Source organism: Paenibacillus humicus NBRC 102415, from assembly GCF_004000905.1.
GTDB classification, from domain to species: Bacteria; Bacillota; Bacilli; order Paenibacillales; family Paenibacillaceae; genus Paenibacillus_O; species Paenibacillus_O humicus.
This window is the reverse complement of sequence record NZ_BIMD01000069.1, coordinates 1-20,523: the sequence shown is the minus strand read 5'-3', so window position 1 is coordinate 20,523 and position 20,523 is coordinate 1. Positions and strand designations below refer to the sequence as shown.

General features: G+C 58.2%; 17 protein-coding genes, 1 tRNA gene and 1 riboswitch. Of the genes, 11 read left to right on the top strand and 7 right to left on the bottom strand.

The window, feature by feature from the left end:
* The first annotated feature begins 16 nt into the window (after nt 1-16).
* Nucleotides 17-90: transfer RNA gene (locus tag PHU01S_RS24015), tRNA-Gly, on the top strand.
* A gap of 323 nt (nt 91-413) precedes the next feature.
* Complete coding sequence (locus PHU01S_RS24010) at nt 414-1,184, top strand: YheC/YheD family protein (protein ID WP_127510283.1); 771 nt, start codon at nt 414-416, stop codon at nt 1,182-1,184.
* A gap of 2 nt (nt 1,185-1,186) precedes the next feature.
* Here PHU01S_RS24010 and PHU01S_RS24005 read toward each other — a convergent pair whose 3' ends face one another.
* Together PHU01S_RS24005 and PHU01S_RS24000 are read right to left on the bottom strand one after the other, a co-directional pair.
* Nucleotides 1,187-2,272, bottom strand: coding sequence for a YheC/YheD family endospore coat-associated protein (locus PHU01S_RS24005; RefSeq protein ID WP_164763183.1), 1,086 nt, complete (start codon nt 2,270-2,272; stop codon nt 1,187-1,189).
* 282 nt (nt 2,273-2,554) lie between these two features.
* A complete protein-coding gene (locus PHU01S_RS24000; RefSeq protein WP_049868037.1) occupies nt 2,555-3,910 on the bottom strand; it encodes a dipeptidase in 1,356 nt (451 codons plus the stop codon).
* A gap of 560 nt (nt 3,911-4,470) precedes the next feature.
* Between PHU01S_RS24000 and PHU01S_RS23995 the strand changes: the two genes are divergently transcribed.
* Complete coding sequence (locus tag PHU01S_RS23995) at nt 4,471-4,764, top strand: hypothetical protein (protein WP_049868035.1); 294 nt, start codon at nt 4,471-4,473, stop codon at nt 4,762-4,764.
* A 1-nt stretch (nt 4,765) separates the two neighbouring features.
* Here PHU01S_RS23995 and PHU01S_RS23990 read toward each other — a convergent pair whose 3' ends face one another.
* From PHU01S_RS23990 to PHU01S_RS26005, 5 genes are all read right to left on the bottom strand, one after another.
* Nucleotides 4,766-5,602 carry a lipoate--protein ligase family protein gene (locus tag PHU01S_RS23990; protein WP_049868033.1) on the bottom strand — a complete coding sequence of 279 codons (837 nt, stop codon included), beginning with the start codon at nt 5,600-5,602 and terminating at the stop codon, nt 4,766-4,768.
* A gap of 144 nt (nt 5,603-5,746) precedes the next feature.
* On the bottom strand, nt 5,747-7,204 hold the full coding sequence (gene gcvPB / locus PHU01S_RS23985) for an aminomethyl-transferring glycine dehydrogenase subunit GcvPB (RefSeq protein WP_048746470.1): 1,458 nt from the start codon (nt 7,202-7,204) through the stop codon (nt 5,747-5,749).
* 38 nt (nt 7,205-7,242) lie between these two features.
* Nucleotides 7,243-8,622, bottom strand: a complete 1,380-nt coding sequence (gcvPA, locus tag PHU01S_RS23980; protein WP_048746460.1) for an aminomethyl-transferring glycine dehydrogenase subunit GcvPA — start codon at nt 8,620-8,622, stop codon at nt 7,243-7,245.
* Nucleotides 8,623-8,632: 10 nt separating this feature from the next.
* The gene (gcvT, locus tag PHU01S_RS23975) at nt 8,633-9,757 is read right to left on the bottom strand and encodes a glycine cleavage system aminomethyltransferase GcvT (protein ID WP_048746458.1); all 1,125 of its coding nucleotides are present in this window, start codon (nt 9,755-9,757) and stop codon (nt 8,633-8,635) included.
* 35 nt (nt 9,758-9,792) lie between these two features.
* Nucleotides 9,793-9,945 (bottom strand): hypothetical protein, encoded by a 153-nt coding sequence (locus PHU01S_RS26005; protein ID WP_164763182.1) that lies wholly within the window; start codon nt 9,943-9,945, stop codon nt 9,793-9,795.
* Between the two features lie 129 nt (nt 9,946-10,074).
* Nucleotides 10,075-10,174: riboswitch (glycine riboswitch) on the bottom strand.
* Nucleotides 10,175-10,342: 168 nt separating this feature from the next.
* Between PHU01S_RS26005 and gcvH the strand changes: the two genes are divergently transcribed.
* The 8 genes from gcvH to PHU01S_RS23935 all read left to right on the top strand — a co-directional run bounded on the left by gcvH (nt 10,343) and on the right by PHU01S_RS23935 (nt 20,158).
* Entirely contained in the window at nt 10,343-10,732 is a 390-nt protein-coding gene (gene gcvH / locus PHU01S_RS23970) for a glycine cleavage system protein GcvH (RefSeq protein WP_048746456.1), read from the top strand.
* Nucleotides 10,733-10,914: 182 nt separating this feature from the next.
* The gene (locus tag PHU01S_RS23965) at nt 10,915-11,508 is read left to right on the top strand and encodes a TetR/AcrR family transcriptional regulator (protein WP_048746454.1); all 594 of its coding nucleotides are present in this window, start codon (nt 10,915-10,917) and stop codon (nt 11,506-11,508) included.
* A gap of 59 nt (nt 11,509-11,567) precedes the next feature.
* The gene (locus PHU01S_RS23960) at nt 11,568-13,037 is read left to right on the top strand and encodes a DHA2 family efflux MFS transporter permease subunit (protein ID WP_127510285.1); all 1,470 of its coding nucleotides are present in this window, start codon (nt 11,568-11,570) and stop codon (nt 13,035-13,037) included.
* Between the two features lie 172 nt (nt 13,038-13,209).
* The gene (locus tag PHU01S_RS23955; RefSeq protein WP_021880020.1) at nt 13,210-13,746 is read left to right on the top strand and encodes a TetR/AcrR family transcriptional regulator; all 537 of its coding nucleotides are present in this window, start codon (nt 13,210-13,212) and stop codon (nt 13,744-13,746) included.
* Between the two features lie 145 nt (nt 13,747-13,891).
* Complete coding sequence (locus tag PHU01S_RS23950) at nt 13,892-14,401, top strand: DUF4188 domain-containing protein (protein ID WP_048746452.1); 510 nt, start codon at nt 13,892-13,894, stop codon at nt 14,399-14,401.
* Nucleotides 14,402-14,515: 114 nt separating this feature from the next.
* Nucleotides 14,516-15,853 carry a carbohydrate-binding protein gene (locus PHU01S_RS26790; protein WP_127510279.1) on the top strand — a complete coding sequence of 446 codons (1,338 nt, stop codon included), beginning with the start codon at nt 14,516-14,518 and terminating at the stop codon, nt 15,851-15,853.
* A gap of 510 nt (nt 15,854-16,363) precedes the next feature.
* Nucleotides 16,364-18,109: an ABC transporter ATP-binding protein gene (locus tag PHU01S_RS23940; RefSeq protein ID WP_048750020.1), complete on the top strand. Its 1,746-nt coding sequence runs from the start codon at nt 16,364-16,366 to the stop codon at nt 18,107-18,109.
* 21 nt (nt 18,110-18,130) lie between these two features.
* Nucleotides 18,131-20,158: an ABC transporter ATP-binding protein gene (locus tag PHU01S_RS23935; RefSeq protein ID WP_049868029.1), complete on the top strand. Its 2,028-nt coding sequence runs from the start codon at nt 18,131-18,133 to the stop codon at nt 20,156-20,158.
* The last annotated feature ends 365 nt before the right edge of the window (nt 20,159-20,523 follow it).

The following is a 20,523-nucleotide window of genomic DNA, read 5'->3' as shown; positions in this document are numbered from 1 at the left end:
TTTTTTTATCTTCTCCGCGGGTGTAGTTCAATGGTAGAACTTCAGCCTTCCAAGCTGATAGCGTGGGTTCGATTCCCATCACCCGCTCCATACATATGATCGAGACATCCCTGCCGGACGGCGGGGATTTTTTGCATTTTCAGCTAGGGTTGCGAAGCCGATTTGCTGGCTGTCCTGTACAATCGGTTCATTGCCATTCAGATATTTGGGGCACATCCGACCACTCTTGCCGTACCTATACGAATTTAGCCGTGAATTCTCCAAAGTGCTGCAGCAATGAGGCAGGATTCAGGACGAAAGCTTTTCATTATCTCCAGATGTCAATTCCCTACTTGTCTTGAGAACAACCTTCCACTTGCATTAGCGAATGCATAAACTGCAATGCAATCGTTGATGAGGGGAGAAGATTTCAAATGCCGGGGAAATGGGGCCTGCATCAATTCTACGCCAAGGATCAGCAAATCAAAACGCTGCTGCCACCCACCGTGCTGTTCAACCGGACTACATTCGAACGGTTTCTCGCACAGTACGGCAGCGTCTATATCAAACCCAACATGGAGCATAAGGGGAAAGGAATCATAAAGGCATGGAAAAAAGGAAGCGTCTATTCATTCGTAGTTGTGAAAGGCGGAATCCGGCGGTACGGGAATGCGGGAGCGTTGTATAACGCCATACGAAGCCATACGGGAGAGAAACAGCATGTTTTGCAGAAGACGATCCCCTTGGCGAGGATAGGCGGGAGGCCATTCGACATTCGGGTCATGATGATTCGGGACGCATCGGACCAGTGGCGTTATTGCGGAATGCTCGCAAAAGTAGCCCCTGACGGGAGCGTCGTAACAAACATGAGCCGGGGAGGCCGTGTAAGAGCTATGGATGATGTGCTGAAACAGGCCTTCAATTGGAATGAGGAAGAGAGGAAACGGTTCAAGGATCAGCTTGTGCTCAGCAGTCAGCAAATCTGCCGGCGATTTGACAGATATAAATATTCGTATCAGATCGGGATCGATTTTGCTGCCGATCGCTCTGGGAGGCTATGGCTTATCGAAGTGAATTTCGATTACCCATCCCATGCTTTATTCAGCAGGCTGAAGGACAGAACTTATTTCAAGCTGATCAAACAAACCGTTTCCGAGTATCGCTTAGCCCGAAGCAAAAGGAGAATCAAGAAAGCGAACGACTAAGCCTACGGTGTGCCGCTCGCATTGTCTGCCAGGTATTTGGCATATTGAAGGGGCCGGCGCACCGTTTGAAGGTAATTTTGGTACTCGCCGATTTTCCACATGATATCTTTGCAGGGCTTCGGGTTGACTTCGAGCAGCCACACGTTCCCGCTTCGGTCGATTCCGATGTCCATCCCAAATTCCATCATGCTTCCGAAGCGGTTTTCGATAACCCGTACGGTTTCGTGAGCGAGCTCTTCGCATTCAAGCCGGATTTGGCGCGTTTTTTCTTCCCCGAAATGCTTTGCCATAAAGGATTGGAACGGATAACCTTTATTTCCCTTGGCGATCAAATTGGTATTCGGACTTCCCGCCGCCGCTTGACGTACCCCGATTCCTGTCACTTCCCAATTGCCGGAACCGTTCTTTTGAATAAATAGCCGAATGTCCGCCCATCGGCCTTGAGCCAGCTCCAGATCAAGCCCTTGCTGCAGCAGAAATGTTCCTCCTCGGATATTCTCCTTCTTTACCCAACGGTTCATGGCGGCTGCGGCTTTCTCAATCGTCGGGAATCTGTTCTTCCCAACCTTCATAGCCCGAGTACGGAACTGGGCGGAAATGGCGTTATCCCCCTTTCTTATTTGGACGATACCAGCCCCGCCGGTTCCATTTGCCGGTTTCAAATAGAGTATAGGATGAGTTTTAATCATCTCTTTAAAGGCAGATGCATGGTAAGGTCTCGTTTCCGGAATCCATTTGCTCATGCTATTCGTATCCAAAAAGAGCTTCGTTGCTCTGTTCTTGGTCGTAAATTTTGGATTGGCGATGCGAAGCAGTCCGCTGTTACGGAGCTTCTTGAAGGATGGCGTCCATCCGCTGCGGTATCGGTCGATGACGATATCCGGCCATGGAAACGGCTTTTTTGCCCATCCTCCATTTCTTTCCGGTACATACCCGTCTACGAGACGTTTGGTTACATGAACATCCTCATGTCCGAAAAAGTAGACGTTTAATCCGAGCTTCTCTCCTTCTTTATGCAAATGTCGGAAATAGTTGGACTCAAAAAAGGATTTCCCTTTCCTTCTTGCCATAACTCCTATATTCAGCATAAGGGCCTCCCGGGATTTGGATAAGCAGATATTGAATTGCTTTAGCTTATTCATGCGAAGGTGCTAACGCTATGGGCAATTGGGTACTCAAAGGGATTATTGGATAAAAAAGGATAGTCCTGCCATTTGCCATCTTTGAAGCGCGAGAACATGCTTTTACTTATACGACATGAACTACGCAACGAGAAAAGACTATAGATTGGGATGGTGGAGAAAGTCTATATCCTGTCCAAAATTAAAAAGAGCCTGTCCATCTTGACGATGGGCAGGCTTGTATCCGTTTTATACCGTTTTGAGGAATTCGACGACCGTCAGAAGACCTTTGTCGAAGTTTTCCAGGTTGAAATGCTCGTTCGGAGCATGGAGGTTCTCGTCGTCCAGTCCAAAGCCCATCAGTACGACCGGGGACTGGAGAACGCGGGAGAAGGCTTCCATGATCGGGATGGAGCCGCCGTCCTTGGTGAAGAGGGCACGGGTCCCGTACACGGCCCCATAAGCGTCCGCAGCCGTCTGCAAAATCGGATGGGAAGGATCGATGTTGAAGGCGAAGGCGCGTTCGCTGCGCTTGAGCTCAAAGCGAGCTCCTGGTTGGATATGCGCGTTCAAGTGCTTTTCGATCCGGTCCATCGTCAGCTCCGGATCCTGCTTGCCTACAAGACGGCAAGTAATTTTCGCATGGGCCACCTTGGGGATGACGGTTTTGCTGCCCTCGCCTTGGAAACCGCCGTACACGCCGTTGAGTTCCAGCGTAGGACGGGCGCCGACGCGTTCCACGAACGAATAGCCTTCTTCGCCGTACAGAGCGTCCAGTCCGAGTCCTTCGCGAACCTTGTTCTCATCCAGGCCTTGCTTGGCGAATTCTTCCCGCATGAGAGCGGAGAGCTCCGGAACGCCTTCGTAGAAGCCTTCTACGGCGACTTTGCCTTTCTCGTCATGCAGGGAGTCCAGTAGCGAGACGAGCGCATGCAGGGCATTCGGCACCGCGCCGCCGTAGGAGCCGGAGTGAAGGTCCGTGTTGGCCGTCGATACGGTCAGCTCCATGCCGGCAAGGCCGCGAAGGCCGGTGCAGATGGCAGGGCGTCCCCGCTCCAGCAGGGAGGTGTCGGATACGAGAACGGCGTCGCATGCGAGCTTATCCTTGTGGGTCTCGAGGAATGGCGGCAGGTTGATGCTTCCGATCTCTTCTTCGCCTTCAATGCAAAGCTTGACGTTGACTGGAAGCGTGCCTTCCTGCTTGAGGATCGCTTCAATCGCTTTGATATGGATGAACGTCTGGCCTTTGTCGTCGGTCGTGCCGCGGCCGTACAGCTTGTCTCCGCGAATCTCCGGCTCGAACGGCGGGCTTGTCCACAGGTTCAGCGGATCGACCGGCTGAACGTCGTAATGGCCGTAGACCAGAATCGTCGGTTTGCCTGGGGCATGCAGGTAATCGGCATACACGACGGGATTGCCCGCCGTCGGCATGATCTCGATATTCTCGAGTCCTGCGCGCTTGAGCGTGTCGGCCAGCCAAGCGGCGGCGGACTGGATGTCTTGCTTATGCTCGGACAGAGCCGAAATGCTCGGAATGCGAAGCCACTGCTTCAATTCCTCCAGCTGTTCTTCCCGGCGGGAAGCGAAATAATCGGAATAGGACATCGGTATGTACCTCCTGGAATCCGTAGCGATACGGACAGCATCGGCATGAAAGCCGTGTGCTTCTATTATAACCTGAGCAGACGCAGGGAATAAACCTGCATGCAGGCGCAGGGACTAAACCTGCGTACAGGCTGAGGGAATAAACTTCCGTCTGGAAACGCCGCGGCTAATGTTGTGGGACAAGCGGCGCGGCCTTGCTCCTATCAGCTAAAAAAGCCTAAAGCATTTTCTACCGTCCATATCGATTGACGGGACAGGCTTGCGCGCCATACAATGACCACAGAAAGCAAATGAAGGGAGGCTGATGGAAATGACGGTCATGAACGGAATCGAGATGACGGCAGCTAATGCTGCATACAGGAACGATGCACCAATTGAATATGTCACGTACCGGGAAGCGTCATTCCCGGAGGTCTCCACGGACCATGAATAGGACGATGCGGCGGCATGGCTTGTAGGACGGAGCCGCCCGCGCGGCCGATTGATGAAGTCACGGACTCGGAGTCCGTGGCTTTTTTTGTGCGCTCAACTAGCAAACCAATAAAGAAATCAGGTGACTTATGATAAACGATTGGAATTATTATATCGGCCTTGGCCCGACGACGGAATGGGGCCAAGAATCGGAAGGGAATCAAAGGGAGTGGAGCCGCGCTGCCGCTGCTGCCGATACTCCACCGCTTGCACAAAAACCGAAGCAAACGAAGGGCACTGAAGAGGAAAAAACGCAAAACGATGACTTCTCTTCTGAACGGCACTATGCGGTTGTCAATTCCGGCTTGCACGATTCGGTCAGGCCGAATCGTGAAAAGGCTTCTCCCGCCCTGTACGTCATTCGCGGCGGGAAAAGCCTCTGAGTTACGGCCGACGGCCGATCGGATAACGGCCGCGCAGCGAATGCGCCAGCTCGCGGATGGCGGAGCTCGCCGGCATGCGGACGGCAGGGAACACGGCATGGCCGCGGCCGCTGCCAAAGGCTGCATCTGCGGCGGCTTCGGCGAACATGCGGGCGGGATCCGGCCAAAGGCCGTCGACCAGCTCCTCCAAGCTCGCCATCGTGCCGGCCTCCACAAGCGGATAACTGAGGTCGGTGCCCGAGCTGCCGGCGGCAGTATCGTAGAACTGACGAACGAGTCGGCCGCGCTCGGCTCCCGAGCCTCCGGCATTGACAAAGGCTTGGATAATGTAGGAGCGGGAGAGCCTGCGCTGCGCGATGCCGCAGAACTTGAGGCCATCAATGCTGAGATCGTAGTCCCCGGGACAGTAGGCCCCCGAGATTTCACCTTTGTCGACACGGGCCCCGAAGCCGTCCAGCGCGGCTGCGATCAGCTCGTACATCAGCTGAAAATCATCGTTGAACCGGACCGAGGCGCTGCCCTGAAGAGGGAGGATAAGGGAAATATTCACGACTCCGGGATCCAGAGGCACGGCTGCCCCGCCGGAGTTGCGGACAGCGACGGAAAGACCGAGTCGCTCAAGTTCCTTGGAGGCAAGCGCGGCCTCGGGCAGGCGGCTGTCGCGCGGGCCCATGACGAAGCCCGAAGGGTGGCGCCAAAGATGAAGAACGGGAACGCCGTCGATACCGGTCTGGCGGCAGAGCAGCTCGTCCAATGCAAAAGAGTGGAGCACGTCCGGCTCCGCCCAATCGTCCATGCGGTCAAGCAAAAGCAGGCCGGGATGAATATCTTGTATCATGGCAATCTTTTTCCTTCCTTAACAACCGGATCGTATCTATACACTTTAACATATTCGGCCTATCTCCTTCATGTAGAGTTGAGGCATGCGCAGCCATATAAAAAAAGCTTTTCCCGGGCAGTGCCGGGAAAAGCTTTTTTTGCATTAGCAGGAGCAGTTCAGCACCGGCTTGCGGGCAGCCTGGGTTTCATCCAGCCGCCGCACGACGGTCGTATACGGAGCGTTTTGAACGAGCTCCGGCGTCTCCTTCGCTTCGCGGGCGATGCGGATCATCGTATCGATGAAGGCGTCGAGCGTTTCCTTGCTCTCGGTTTCCGTCGGCTCGATCATGATGCATTCCTCGACGTTGAGCGGGAAGTAGATGGTCGGCGGGTGATAGCCGAAGTCGAGCAGCCGCTTGGCGACGTCGAGCGTGCGCACGCCGTATTCCTTGAGTCCGCGGCCGGACATGACGAACTCATGCTTGCAGACGCCCGGGTACGGAATTTCATAGGCTTCCGAGAGGCGCGCCATCATGTAGTTGGCGTTCAGTACGGCGCATTCCGAGACGCGGCGCAGTCCTTCCGGACCGTAGGTGCGGATATACGTGTACGCGCGGACCAGGATGCCGAAGTTGCCGTAGTACGATTTGACGCGGCCGATGGAGGCGGGACGGTCGAAGTCGAAGAAGTAGCTGCCGTTATCGCGTTTGCCGACGACCGGCTTCGGAAGGAACGGAGTCAGATGGGCTTTTACGCCGACAGGACCCGCTCCGGGGCCGCCGCCGCCATGCGGCGTGCTCATCGTTTTGTGCAGGTTGAGATGCACGACGTCGAAGCCCATGTCGCCCGGGCGGGTAATGCCCATAATGGCGTTGGAGTTCGCTCCGTCGTAGTAGAGCAGGCCGCCGGCTTCATGCACGATGGCGGCGATCTCGACGATCTGCTCCTCGAACAGGCCCAGCGTGCTCGGGTTCGTGAGCATCAGGGCGGCTGTATCAGGGCCGACTGCAGCTCGCAGCGCGTCGAGATCGACAAGTCCGCGCTCATTGGACTTGATCGTGATCGTATCCAGGCCGGCCGTCGTGGCGCTGGCCGGGTTGGTGCCGTGCGAGGAGTCCGGCACGATGACCTTCGTGCGCTTCTCGCCGCGACTCTCGTGGTAGGCGCGGATCATCATGAGGCCAGTCCACTCGCCGTGGGCTCCGGCTGCCGGCTGCAGCGTGACGGCATCCATGCCGGTAAGCGCGGCGAGATCGTTTTGCAGCACGTACAACAGCTCCAGCGCGCCCTGGATGCTCTCTTCCGGCTGGTAAGGATGGATGCGGGCGAAGCCGTTCAGCCGCGCCGCATCCTCGTTGATTTTCGGATTGTATTTCATCGTGCAGGAGCCGAGCGGGTAGAAGCCGTTGTCGACGCCGAAGTTGCGGCGGGACAGCTCGGTGTAATGGCGGATGACGTCCACCTCGTACACTTCCGGCAAGGAAGCCGGCTGCTTGCGGAGCAGGGAGGAAGGAATCAGTTCTTCGAGCCCTTCCTCATCAGGCACGTCGCAGACGGGAAGGGAGTAGGCTTTGCGGCCTTCACGGCTCATCTCGAAAATGAGCGCTTTCTCCGGTTTCACGTCGATGATTCCGGCGCTCTTCAGTTGTTCATGGCTGCTCATGCGCGCGCCTCCTTCGTCAGGCCGCCCAGTGCGGCGGCGAATGCGTCGATCTCTTCCTTCGTGCGCTTCTCCGTTACGGCGACGAGCATATGGCCCTCAAGCTCCGGGTAGGCGGAGCCGAGATCGAAGCCGCCGAGGAAGCCCTCGGCGAGCAGCTTGCTGTTCAGCTCCTTGGCCGATGCGCCTTCCGGCAGCGAAACCACGAATTCATTGAAGAAAGGAGCGGAGCCGAACGGCAGGCCGATTCCTTCCACCGAACCGAGTCTCTTGGACGCGTAATGCGATTTGCGGATATTGAGCTCGGCGGCTTCGCGGATGCCCTGCTTGCCCATCACGCTGAGATAGATGGAAGCGCACAGGGCGAGCAGCGCCTGGTTCGAGCAGATGTTGGATGTCGCCTTCTCGCGGCGGATATGCTGCTCGCGGGCTTGCAGCGTCAGCACGAAGCCGCGCTTGCCGTCCAGATCGTTGGTCTGGCCGACGATGCGTCCCGGCATGCGGCGCATGAGCGGCTCGGCCACCGAGAAAAATCCGCAGGTCGGTCCGCCGAGGGAGGAAGGGATGCCGAGCGGCTGGGCATCGCCGACGACGATGTCGGCGCCTAGCGCTCCGGGGGACTCCAGCAAGCCGAGGGAGAGCGGGTTGCTGCTCACGACGAGCAGCCCCTTGGCCTCGTGGATGATCGGCTCGATCGCCGCCAGATCCTCGATGCAGCCGAAGAAATTCGGCGACTGCACGAGCACGGCGGCAGTCTCGCCGCCAGCGACGGCGGAGCGGAGCGCTTCCAGGTCGGTGACGCCGCCTTGGAAGCCGACTTCGACGAGCTCAAGCCCGAGGCCGCGTGCGCTCGTGCGCAGAATCTCGCGCGCTTCCGGATGCACGGCGCGGGAGACGACGATGCGCTTGCGGCGGGTGTGGGCGGAGGCAAGAGCCGCCGCCTCGGACAAGGCGGTCGCGCCGTCGTACATGCTGGCGTTGGCGACAGCCATGCCGGTCAGCTCGCAGATGTAGGACTGGAACTCGAAGATCGCCTGCAGCTCGCCTTGGCTGATTTCCGGCTGATAAGGAGTATAGGCCGTATAGAATTCCGAGCGGGAGATCATATGGTTGATGACGACGGGAATATGGTGGTCGTAGAGACCGGCGCCAAGGAAGCTCGTCGTCGTTTCATGATCGGCGTTGCGGCCGGCCAGCTCCTTCAGATGGCGGAGGAGAGCCCATTCGTCGAGCGCGCCTGACATTGGCAGCGTGCCCTTGTAGCGGATCGATTGCGGAATGTCGCGGAACAGGTCTTCCAGGGTGGCCGCGCCGATCGTCTGCAGCATTTCCTGCTGGTCCTGCTCGGTCATGGGGATATAGCGATGCTGGGTCGTCATGAAGGGTTTGTCACTCCTTGGCTGATGCGGGCGATGCCGCGTTTCGTTTGTAGAAAGGGGCTTTGACGACAGCGGCCTTCAACCGTTTGCCGCGGATGTCGACCTCGACCTCGGTGCCGACAGCGGCATACTCGGCCAGGATCAGCGCGAGTCCGAGATTGCGCTTGAGCGTCGGCGACTGGGTGCCCGATGTCACTTCGCCGATCAGCCGCTCTCCGGCATAGACCTGGTAATGGGAGCGCGGGATGCCCCGCTCCAGCAGCTCGATGCCGACAAGCTTGCGGGGCACGCCGGCTTCCTTCTGCGCTGCCAGCGCGTCGCGGCCGATGAAGTCGCCCGCATCCAGCTTCACGAAAAATCCGAGTCCGGCTTCCAGAGGGGATATATCGGCCGACAGCTCCTGGCCGTACAGCGGCAGCCTCGCCTCGAATCGCAGCGTATCGCGCGCGCCGAGACCGGCGGCCTCGAGGCCGAACGGAGCTCCGGCTTCCATCAGCGCGCGCCACAGCCTGGCCGCGTCGGGAGCCGGCGCGTACAGCTCGAAGCCGTCCTCCCCGGTGTAGCCGGTGCGGGAGAGCAGCAGCTCGACGCCGCATACGGCCGCCTTCGGCAGAAACTCGAACGGCTTCAGCCCGCTCCAATCGGCCTCCGTGCAGCGGTCCAGAATCTCACCTGCGAGAGGACCCTGCAGAGCGATCAGCGCTGTGTCGTCGGAGCGGTCCTCCACCGTCACGTCCCCGATCAGATGCTCCCGCAGCCAATCGAGATCCTTGCCGATGTTGGACGCGTTGACGACAAGCATGTACTGGTCCTCGCTGATCCGGTAGACGAGCAGATCGTCGACGACGCCTCCGTCCGGATAGCACATGAGCGTATATTGGGCGGAGCCGTCTTTCAGCCTGGACACGTCGTTGGTCGTCACGCGCTGCAGGAAATCGCCGGCGAACTTGCCGGTGACGAGGAACTCTCCCATATGGGATACGTCGAACAGCCCGGCGCGCTGCCGGACAGCCTCATGCTCCTTCAGTATGCCGGTGAACTGAACCGGCAGATCCCAGCCGCCGAAGTCGATGCAGCGGGCTTCGCCGTATTCCTTGTAGAGGGAATGGAGCGGGGTCGTGCGCAGATTGGCCATGGTAGTCCTCCCTTTGTATGCTCGTACTCGAAAGTCTAGCCTGTTCGCTGATTGTTCATCTTCGCCTTGCGAGCCTTCAACGCCCGACTGATGAAGAAGCCGTCCTTGGTGCATAATGAAAGGAAGAAAAGCAAAAAGGACAGCGCAGGAAAAACGACGCCCGCCGGCTGCAAAAAATCCGCAGCCATGCTGAACGTGTCATCCATGCTCTGTCCTTGGTACCTGAGAGTTACCCTGCGCATTCGTCTCCGCAGGTTTCCCCTTTGGTGACGTCGGCAAAGCGGCGGGGCCGCAAGCTTCCGTTCTCTCCAGAGGCGCGTCCCGCAAAGGTCCTTCTGCCTGAGAGATTCCCCTGCCGGGCAGGGTTACTCCTTCGGCGCCGCTTCATGTACCGGCGATCTCTCCCGTTGCGTTCATCCGCATATTCAGTTACAACCAGTTTTACAGATGGGACAAACCTGTGTCAACAGAATTTCGGACTAAAAGACATGCCGAGTGAGTTATGTTGACACAGCCGCCCGATATCGTTTACGCTTTGCGCATAGATTGCCAAACCAGGCCATGATGGGAAAGGATGAGCGTCCAGTGAGTGAGATTCGCGCAGGATTGGGCTATACGGAGGAGCATGAGTGGGCGGAAGCGGCTGGAGAGACGATTGTTCGGATCGGCATTACGGACCATGCCCAGCATCAGCTCGGGGACATCGTGTTCGTCGAGCTGCCGCAGGCTGGAGACAGCGTTGAAGCGGGACAACCTCTCGGGACGATCGAGTCCGTCAAAACGGTGTCCGACCTGTATTCCCCCGTCAGCGGAACGGTCGTCCGGGTCAACGAGGAGCTGGGCGATTCGCCGGAGCTCGTCAACAACGATCCTTTTGCCGGCGGCTGGATGATCGAGATCGACACGGGCGCCGACGCCAAGGCGGCTGTAGCGGCGCTGCTGGACGCGGAAGCTTACGCCAAGCTGACGGATTAGGCTCCCATGTGCAGCGGAGGAGGGTGCGACTCCGCACTCTCCTTTTCGCGCTTGCGGATGTCCGCTTTTTCCCATGGGCGGCTCGGCAAAGATTTGGCTAAAGGCATCCGGTCCGTTGACCGGATGCCTTTTTTTATGGTTTCATTGACTAGACCGATCGTTCTAATTCGAAAGGAGCTCCTATGGTCGACCGCAATCATACCCGGGATCGGATCGTCGAGACGGCTTCCCGCTTGTTCCTGCTGCAAGGCTATCATGCCACCGGACTGAGCCAGATCGTCAAGGAAAGCAAGGCGCCCAAAGGCTCGCTGTACCACTTTTTTCCCGAGGGCAAGGAGCAGCTCGCCATGGAATGCATTTCTCTGTCCAAGCGCGCCGTGCTGGATTCGCTGCGGAGCTGCATGGAGAGCGAGCCTTCCGTATCCAAGGCTCTCCAGGCTTTTGTGCGGGGAATTACGGAAAGCGCCGGAGCGAATGATTTCGCCGAATGCATCCCGTTCAGCTTCTGGATGTTCGTGGAGACAAGCGGCATCAGCGACGGGCTGAGGCAGGCATGCCAGACGGTATTCTCCGAATGGCAGGGAAGCCTGGAAGCGGCTCTGCGGCAAGGAGGCCTGGACCCTGAATCTGCCGTCAAATCGGCGATTCTGATCATTTCCATGCTGGAGGGCGCCGTCATTCTCGCGATGACGAACAAGGACACCCGGCCGTTCCGGCTTGTGGAGGAATTCATGCCTGTGCTAGTGAATGGAACCGATGGAGGGGTCGGAAACTAAAAAGAGACAAAGGACGGGGAAAACCCCCGTCCCAGGAGGGAAACCAGATGGAAAAAACAATGGAAGCAGCCGCTGCTCCTCAAGAAGGAGCTTCCTTCAAGGTTGTTCCGATTATGACCGCTTTGCTGCTTGCCGGATTCATCGGGATGTTCAGCGAAACGGCACTCAATATCGCGCTGAATGAGCTGATGAGCACGTTCAACGTCGAGCCTGCCACGATTCAGTGGCTTACGACCGGATTTTTGCTCGTGCTGGCGATTCTCGTGCCGATCTCGGGCTTGCTGCTCCAATGGTTCACGACGCGGCAGCTGTTCGCCGCATCGCTCGTCTTCTCGATTGCCGGCACGCTGATCGCGGCGAGCGCGCCGAGCTTCGCTTTCCTGTTCATTGCAAGGCTTGTCCAGGCGGTCGGCACCGGCCTCCTCATTCCGCTGATGTTCAACACGGTACTGGTTATCTTTCCGCCGCACAAGCGTGGAGCGGCGATGGGCATGATGGGGCTTGTCATCATGTTCGCGCCGGCGGTCGGCCCTGCCATTGCCGGCCTGTTCCTCGAGTATGCCAGCTGGAGGACGATATTCTGGACGGCGCTGCCGCTTCTGGTCGTCGCGCTTCTGTTCGGCCTGATGTTCATGAAAAACGTCTCCGAGCTTGCCCGTCCGCGGATCGATATCTATTCGATCGCGCTCTCCAGCTTCGGCTTCGGAGGCGTCGTCTACGGCTTCAGCAGCGCAGGAGAAGGCGACCATGGCTGGAGCAGCCCGAAAGTCATTATCGGAATCGCCGTCGGCATCGTCGCCTTGATCCTGTTCACCGTCCGCCAGCTGCGGATGAAGCAGCCGATGATGAATCTGAGGGCATTCCGCTTCCCGATGTTCACGCTCGGCACGCTGATGATCTTCATCGGGATGATGATCATTCTTTCCACTGTCATTCTGCTGCCTTTGTATTTGCAGGCCGGCATCGGCCTGCTGCCGCTCGCGGCGGGACTGCTGCTGCTTCCCGGCGGACTGATCAACGGCGTCATGTCTCCGATCATGGGCAGGCTGTTCGATAAATACGGCCCCCGCTGGCTCGTATTGCCTGGCCTGGTGCTGGTGTTCGTCGTGCTTTGGCTGCTGACGGGCATCAATACGGGCACGTCCAAAGGCGAGATCATCCTCCTGCACAGCCTTCTGATGATCGGCATTTCCATGATCATGATGCCGGCCCAAACCAACGGGCTGAACCAGCTGCCGCGGGAGCTCTATCCGGACGGAACGGCGATCATGAACACCTTGCAGCAGGTTGCGGGTGCGATCGGCACGGCGCTCGCTATCAGCATCATGACGGCGGGCAGCAAGGCTTATTATGCCGACGGCAAGCATTCGCCTGCGGATCTGTCGACCGTTCCCGCGGCCATGACCCAGGGAGTTCAAAATGCTTTCCTGTTCGTCATGATATTTGCCGTGCTTGGCTTTGTATGCGCCTTGTTCATCAAGCGGGTGAAAGTCGGGAAGCAGGAGCAAGTCCATCACGCCGGACCTTGATCCGACCCGACATTCGTTCTGCCCTTGCACCCCGCGCGGAGACGCGCGAGTGTTCTCCTGCGCTCCTTGGAGCGCAGGATTTTTTTGCCTGGATGGATTGACAGAATGGATGGGGGAAGTTATTTTATTTATGGATTAATAAATGGCGGATACAGGGAAGGTATAGGATCTCATGACATCGAGAGAGGAACAGGCAGCAGGACGCAGAGAGCAGATTTCAAGCGCTGCCGCCGCGCTGTTTGCCGAGAAAGGGTATTACAAAACAACAACGGCGGATGTGGCTTCCGCGGTCGGCGTTACCCAGCCGTACGTCTTTCATTTTTTCCGGACGAAGGAAGCTCTCTACATGTCCGTCCTGCAGAGGGCTGCACAGCAGATCCGCGGAGCATTCGAGGCGGTTCAGGCGCCTCCCGGCGAGCTCGAGCAGGCGATGGGCCATGCGTTCCGGGAGCTGCTGGAGGGCGGCTTCCGCATCGAGGTGCTGCTCTGCATGACGGCCCACTCCATACCGGAGCCGGGCATCCGCCAGTATGTCCAGGAGGAGTTTGCCTCCATTCATGCCGGCTTGAAGCTCCGTTTCGAACGGGCAGGCCTGGAGTTCCCGGGTTTCCGCGCGACCCAGTTCATCGGTCTCGGGCTGGCCATCGCCTTGTCCGAGCTGACAGGACTGAAGCAACTGCTGCCTTGGGAGGAGAGCTTGGATTGCTAAGCTTGGCCGCAGCTCCCGAAGCACGTTGAGCATGTAGGAAATGTACAGCAAAGTTGGTTCCGGGAATGAGAAATGCCGCTGAAGGAGCGGCCTTTTTTACCCCTGATAATTTATTGACTGATAAATAAAAAGGAGAGTGGAAGGAATGGCTAAAGCGATATCGGGAAGGTTCACCGCGGAAATGGACGGCACATTCGTTGTGTTCGTCATTGGAATGAGGATCAACAAGCTGCTGGCCGTGCACAAGTGGCTGCCGGTAGTCCGCTCGATGGGGCCGATGATGCGGGAGCTGTACGGCAATCCGGACATGGGCTTCATCAGCCATGAGATGTACATGGGCGCGCGCGGCCCTGTGCTGCTGCAGTACTGGAGATCCTACGACCAGCTGGAGCGCTATGCGCGGGGCGGCATGCATCTGGAGGCTTGGAAGAAATTCAACCGTTCCGTTGGAACGGACGGGTCGGTCGGCATCTTCCATGAAACGTATGTGATTCAGCCCGGAAGCCATGAAGCGGTCTATGGAAACATGCCGGTGATGGGACTCGCCAAGGCGGGCAGGCATGTCCCCGCTACCGGCCGCAAGGAGACGTCGCGCCGCAGAATGGGCGGAGATTCCGCTCCAGCCGTGCCGTCCCCTCCCAACCCTCATGACTGAAGGGGACAGGGGGAAATTTCTGCGGCAGGCGCTGGTATGGGCCTTCCAGCACTTGCCCGGCCGACCGCTATTTTCAAAGATATAGTCATCCCGTAAGAGAAAGGATGATGATTGATGAAGAAGGTCGACCCCAGAAGAGGAAAGCTTGACAGCCTGAAAATCTGGAGCCTGATGCTGGCTCTGCTGATGGCTGCCTTGTATCCGGCAGGCCCGCGGGTGTACGCCGAGGATTCAGCCTGGGCGCCGGGCGCAGCCTATGCGGCCAAGGCGACCGTGACGTACGCAGGAGGGCGCTATGAATGCCTGCAGGGCCACACGTCGACAGCGGGCTGGGAACCGCCGAACGTGCCCGCCCTTTGGAGGCCGATCGCCGCTGCCCCATCGCCGACGGCAAGCCCGACCGCCTCGCCGACCCCGGTGCCGACCTCGACTCCATCTCCATCTCCGTCTCCGATCCCATCTTCCACTTCGATTCCGACCGCATCTCCTTCCGCGACCCCGTCTCCGACCTCTACCGTTCGGCCGACGGCGGCCCCAGGAGCCGGAGCGGCGACTCCGGTCCCGCTGCGCACGATTTCCTGCAGCGCTTCGTCCTGTCTCAGCAGCGCGCTTAAAAATGCGGCAGCCGGAGACCGCATCGAGCTTGCGGCGGGCACGTACACGGGGTCCTTCTCCAGCGGTTCGCAGGGGACGGCCGTCAATCCGATCGTCCTGACGAGCGCCGACGCCTCGAATCCGGCGATCCTGTCCGGCTACTCCGCCGGTTCGGGATATGCGCTGAACATCAAAGGGAACCGTTGGATCGTCAGCAGCCTTAAATTCACCAATGCCCAAAAAGGCATCATCCTCGATCAGTCCAACGATTCCTTGATTACGCGCGTGGAAGTGTACAACATCGGCTACGAGGGCGTTCACTTCCGTGACGGCAGCTCGCGCGGCCGCATTGAGGATTCGTGGATCCACGATACCGGTGTGACGGGGGCCGGTTACGGCGAAGGCGTCTATGTCGGCTCTGCGGAGGGAGCCAGCTACAATCAGGCCGTCTATGATACCGTCATCTCCGGCGTCCGCTTCGGTCCCAACGTTCGCGCCGAGCATGTGGACATCAAGGAACGGACGCTGCGCACGGTCGTCGAGAACTGCAGCTTCGACGGAACGGGCATCAGCGGCGCCAATTATGCGGACAGCTTCATCGATGTGAAAGGAAACGACGCCGTCGTCCGGGGCAATACCGGCTACCGGAATGGAAATGCCGCCTTGCTGGACGCCTTTCAGCTGCACAAGATCGTGGACGGATGGGGCGTGAACAACCGGTTTTCGGGCAACAAGGTGTACATGGACGGCCCGGCCGGCTATGTCATCAATGCCGCCTCCGGCACGCAGGCATACGCTTCCAACAATGAGCGCAGTCCTTCCGGCGATCTGTACGCCGGCGATGTGGGCGCAGGTTGAAATTGCCTATAATCAAACTAACCGGCTCAAGTCCATTGACTTTTTTGGCGGAGCGATGATACATTGGCAAAGTGGTCTTCGGTTCGGGTATGGACCGGAGCAAAAGGATGGGGCTGAACGCCCTTTGAGGAGGATTACGGATGCGAAGCATGGCACTTGCAATGATCAAACCTGACGATGCTCGCACCAAGCGTAATCCGATGCCTCGCTGATGATCCGTTAATCATCAGGCGCACGGTTACGTTCCTGTAATCATGCGCCTCTATACGTTCCGCGACCGGAATGGCCGCCGCGGCAAGGATTCCTTATCTCCTTGCCTACGGGCATCCGTCGGCGAAATGCAGGGCGCACCGCTTACAGGCGGCGCGCCTTTTTTGATGGACATCGGGTACTTTGCATCACGCTGGAGAGAGAAAATGACAGAGCTTGTTCAGGCACTGCGGGTAAGAGCGGATTGCGGCTCGAGCCTAAAGCGGCCCTTAACGGCTCAAAGGATTGGGGAGGTGTCCAATGTTCAGTGTAATAGGCAAGCTGGGCTGGTATTTCAAGATGGAGTGGCGGCGCTACTCTCTGGCTGTCGGGTTGTTGATCTTCGTCGGATTTCTGGAGGTGATTCCTCCTCGTCTGCTCGGTTACACCATTGATGGAATCAGCCAGGGAAGGCTTGCGGATTCGACCTTTTACTGGATCGTGGGAGGCTGGCTGGCCATCACGATATCCAGCTATCTCATCACGTACGGCTGGATGTCCCGCCTGTTCGGCGGAGCCAACGTGCTGGAGCGGCTGCTTCGGGGCAAGCTGATGGGCCAGTTCATGAGAATGACCCCGACTTTCTATGAGCGCAACCGGACGGGAGACCTTATGGCCCGCTCAACGAACGATCTGTGGGCGATCTCGATGACGGCCGGCTTCGGTATCCTGACGCTGGTGGATTCCACGGTGTGGATGCTGACGCTGCTCGGCATGATGGTATTCCTGATCAGCTGGAAGCTGACGCTGGCAGCTCTGCTGCCGCTGCCGATCATCGCGCTGCTGATGGCCGTCTTCGGCCGCATGATCCATGACCGCTTCATCAAGGCGCAGGACGCCTTCGGGGAGCTCAATGACGAAGTGCTTGAATCCGTATCCGGCGTACGCGTCGTCCGCGCCTATGTGCAGGAAGAGGCGGACCGGGACCGGTTCCATGCCAAGACGAACGAAGTTCTCCGCCGCAACATCGCGGTCGCGCGCGTCGACGCTCTGTTCGAGCCGGTGAACAAGATCCTGGTCGGACTGAGCTACATTATCGGCCTTGTTTATGGCGGAGTACTCGTATTTCAGGGCGAAATCACGCTGGGCGATCTCATTTCCTTCAATATCTTCCTCGGCATGCTGATCTGGCCGATGTTCGCCATCGGCGAGCTGATCAACGTCATGCAGCGGGGCAGCGCCTCGCTCGACCGCGTGGAGGAAACGCTGCACACGCCTGCGGACGTCGAGGACAAAGGCGACCTCGTCCAAGTGGAGCAGCCGGGCGAAATCATGTTTTCCGACGTCACGTTCCGCTATCCGTCCTCCAAGGAGGATAACCTCTCGAACGTCAGCTTCCGGCTGCCTCGCGGCGGGACGCTGGGCATCGTCGGGCGCACGGGAAGCGGCAAAACGACGGTTCTGAAGCAGCTCATCCGGGAATATCCGGCAGGCGCCGGAGAAGTGGCCGTGAGCGGAGTCTCCATCGATCGAATACCGCTTGACCGCCTTCTGGGCTGGTTCGGCTATGTGCCGCAGCAGCCGATCCTGTTCTCCCGAACGATCCGCGAGAATATCCTGTTCGGTGCCCATGGGGCGACGGAGGAGGATTTGGAGCGTGCGCTCGTCCGCGCGTCCTTTGCCAAGGATGTGCTGTTCCTGCCCGATGGCCTGGAAACGCTCGTCGGCGAGAAGGGCGTCGCTCTCTCCGGAGGGCAGAAGCAGCGCGTCAGCATTGCCCGGGCGCTCATCGCCGATCCGGAAATCCTGCTTCTCGACGATGCCCTATCGGCCGTCGATGCGAAGACGGAGGCCGAGATCATCGAGGGCATCCGCACGGAGCGGGCAGGCAAAACGACCATCATTACGACGCACAGGCTGTCGGCCGTCCAGCACGCCGATCTGATTCTCGTCATGGAGAACGGCAGGATCGTGGAGGAAGGCACCCATGAGCAGCTGCTGCAGCAAGGCGGCTGGTACCGGGAGCAATACGATCGGCAGCAGCTCGAAGCATTCGTTGAATCATAATCGCAAAGAAGGTGAAAACAAGTGAATCAACCGAAAACAGGCAAGCGGCTGCTGCAGTACGCCCTCCTATTTAAAAAACAAATCGTGTTAGCCCTTATTCTGCTCACCTTCGCGGTCTGCGCCGAAATGGTCGGTCCGCTGCTCGCAAAGCGAATGATCGACAACAATATCCTCGGCATCGAGAAGCCTTGGATTTCCGTGGAATCGGCGGCAGACGGAAGCGTCCCCTACAACGGGAGCCTGTACGTCCGCTCCGACCGTGCGGACAGCCTCAAGAGCAGCGGCCCGCAGCTGAACATCGTGCAGGAAGGCAGCAAGTTCTACTCGATCGAAGGAACGCTGCCGGAAGGCAAGCGCAAAGTGGAAAACGGCGAGCTCCTGCTGACTTCGGCAGACGGGAGCAAGCACGCTTATCCCGCCGCCAGCATGTCCCGCGATGAAGTCTATGCGTTCTACAAGCCGGAGCTGAATCCGCTTCTCGTGCTTGCTGCCGCTTACTTCGGCCTGCTGGTCATCGCAGCCATCTTCACCTACGGCCAAAAGCTGCTGCTGCAGACGACTGCGAACCGCATCGTACAGCGCATGCGCGAGGATGTATTCGCCCATACGCAGCGTCTTCCGGTCCAGTATTTCGACAATCTGCCCGCAGGCAAGGTCGTGTCGAGAATTACGAACGACACGGAATCGATCCGGGAGCTGTTCGTCGCCGTGCTGGCCAACTTCTTCTCGGGCATCGTCTATATGGCGGCGATTCTGGGCGCCTTGTTCATTCTCAGCCCTACCGTAGCCTGGTTCGCCATACCGGTGTTTCCGATCCTCTTCATCTGGATCGTCTTCTACCGCCGCCTGGCCGGCCGCTACAACAGCGTCATCCGCGCGAAGCTCAGCGACATCAACGCCATGATCAACGAATCGATCCAGGGGATGAGCATCATCCGAGTCTTCCGCCGCGAGCGCAGCACGGCGCAGGAGTTCAAGGAAATGAACGATGAGTTCTACTCCTTCCAGATCAAGCTGCTCAAGCTGAATTCGTGGACCTCACACAACCTTGTGAACGTCGTGCGGAACCTGATCTTCCTGGCCGTCATCTGGATGTTCTGGGGAGGGGAGCTTGGAGCGGCCGTGACCGTGGGCATCATGTACGCCTTCATCGATTACATGAACCGCATGTTCCAGCCGATCGTGGGCATCGTGAACCAGCTCACCAATCTGGAGACGGCAAGGATATCGGCCGGACGGGTGTTCGAGCTGATGGACGAACCGGGAACGGAGGTTTCCACCGGTTCAATGCCCCGCTATCGAGGAGAAGTCGCTTTCGAGGACGTGACCTTCGCCTACAAAAAAGACGAGAACGTTCTGCGCAACATCTCCTTTACCGCCGCGCAGGGACAGACGGTCGCCCTCGTCGGGCATACCGGCTCGGGCAAAAGCTCCATCCTCAACCTGCTGTTCCGGTTCTATGATATCGAGCATGGCCGGATCACGATCGACGGAATGGACGTCCGCGACGTTCCGAAGCAGCAGCTGCGCCAGCATATGGGCATCGTGCTGCAGGATCCGTTCCTCTTCACCGGCACGATCGCTTCCAATGTCAGCCTGGGCAACCCGGACATTACGCGGGAGCAGGTCGTGCAGGCGCTGCGCGACGTAGGCGCGTACGAGATGTTCATGCGTCTGCCGCATGGCATCGACGAGCCTGTCATCGAGAAGGGCAGCACGCTGTCTGCCGGACAGCGCCAGCTGATATCGTTCGCCCGCGCGCTTGCCTACAATCCCGCCATCCTCATTCTGGATGAAGCGACGGCGAGCATCGATACCGAGACCGAGGCGGTCATCCAGAAGGCGCTTGGCGTACTCAGCCAAGGCCGCACGACGTTTGTCATCGCGCATCGTCTCTCTACCATAAGGGAAGCCGATCAGATCCTCGTGCTGGACCGAGGACGCATCGTCGAACGCGGCAATCACGAGAGCCTCATGCAGCAGGGCGGCAAGTACTACGCCATGTATCAGCTACAGTCGGGAAGCCCGGCTTCGGCGCAGGTATCCTGAGGTCTTTTCTTATAGAAGTTTTCGTATAGAAGGTGTTTTCATGCAAAAGGGGCGCTGCCCCTTTTTTTAATGCCGTTTTAAAGCTCGGCAGAGCGCTTGAAGCCGGCAAGTACAAGGACTGGAGCTTCTGCTGCACAGACCTCGGCAACTAATGAAGAAGGGGCAATATGGATTCCAAGGAGATGGATTTCGAATCTTGATTTGGATGAATGAATGGAAAGCGGGATATAATTTAAAAGCTTTTCGTCTTTTTTTAAAAAAAGGGGTTGCGCAATCGTAGGTGTCCATGGTATATTCTAATTCCGGCCGAGAGATACACGGCACGGACGCGAAAAACGGACAAGCAGTACCGGAGATCGCAAGTG

Coding starts and splice junctions, on each gene's coding strand:
- PHU01S_RS23955 (WP_021880020.1), top strand. CDS start 13,210: ATGACATCGAGAGAGGAACAGGCAGCAGGACGCAGAGAGCAGATTTCA.
- PHU01S_RS23965 (WP_048746454.1), top strand. CDS start 10,915: ATGGTCGACCGCAATCATACCCGGGATCGGATCGTCGAGACGGCTTCC.
- PHU01S_RS23995 (WP_049868035.1), top strand. CDS start 4,471: ATGATAAACGATTGGAATTATTATATCGGCCTTGGCCCGACGACGGAA.
- PHU01S_RS26005 (WP_164763182.1), bottom strand. CDS start 9,945: ATGGCTGCGGATTTTTTGCAGCCGGCGGGCGTCGTTTTTCCTGCGCTG.
- PHU01S_RS23960 (WP_127510285.1), top strand. CDS start 11,568: ATGGAAGCAGCCGCTGCTCCTCAAGAAGGAGCTTCCTTCAAGGTTGTT.
- PHU01S_RS23950 (WP_048746452.1), top strand. CDS start 13,892: ATGGCTAAAGCGATATCGGGAAGGTTCACCGCGGAAATGGACGGCACA.
- gcvT (WP_048746458.1), bottom strand. CDS start 9,757: ATGGCCAATCTGCGCACGACCCCGCTCCATTCCCTCTACAAGGAATAC.
- PHU01S_RS23940 (WP_048750020.1), top strand. CDS start 16,364: ATGTTCAGTGTAATAGGCAAGCTGGGCTGGTATTTCAAGATGGAGTGG.
- PHU01S_RS26790 (WP_127510279.1), top strand. CDS start 14,516: ATGAAGAAGGTCGACCCCAGAAGAGGAAAGCTTGACAGCCTGAAAATC.
- PHU01S_RS24010 (WP_127510283.1), top strand. CDS start 414: ATGCCGGGGAAATGGGGCCTGCATCAATTCTACGCCAAGGATCAGCAA.
- PHU01S_RS24005 (WP_164763183.1), bottom strand. CDS start 2,272: ATGCTGAATATAGGAGTTATGGCAAGAAGGAAAGGGAAATCCTTTTTT.
- PHU01S_RS24000 (WP_049868037.1), bottom strand. CDS start 3,910: ATGTCCTATTCCGATTATTTCGCTTCCCGCCGGGAAGAACAGCTGGAG.
- PHU01S_RS23990 (WP_049868033.1), bottom strand. CDS start 5,602: ATGATACAAGATATTCATCCCGGCCTGCTTTTGCTTGACCGCATGGAC.
- gcvPA (WP_048746460.1), bottom strand. CDS start 8,622: ATGACGACCCAGCATCGCTATATCCCCATGACCGAGCAGGACCAGCAG.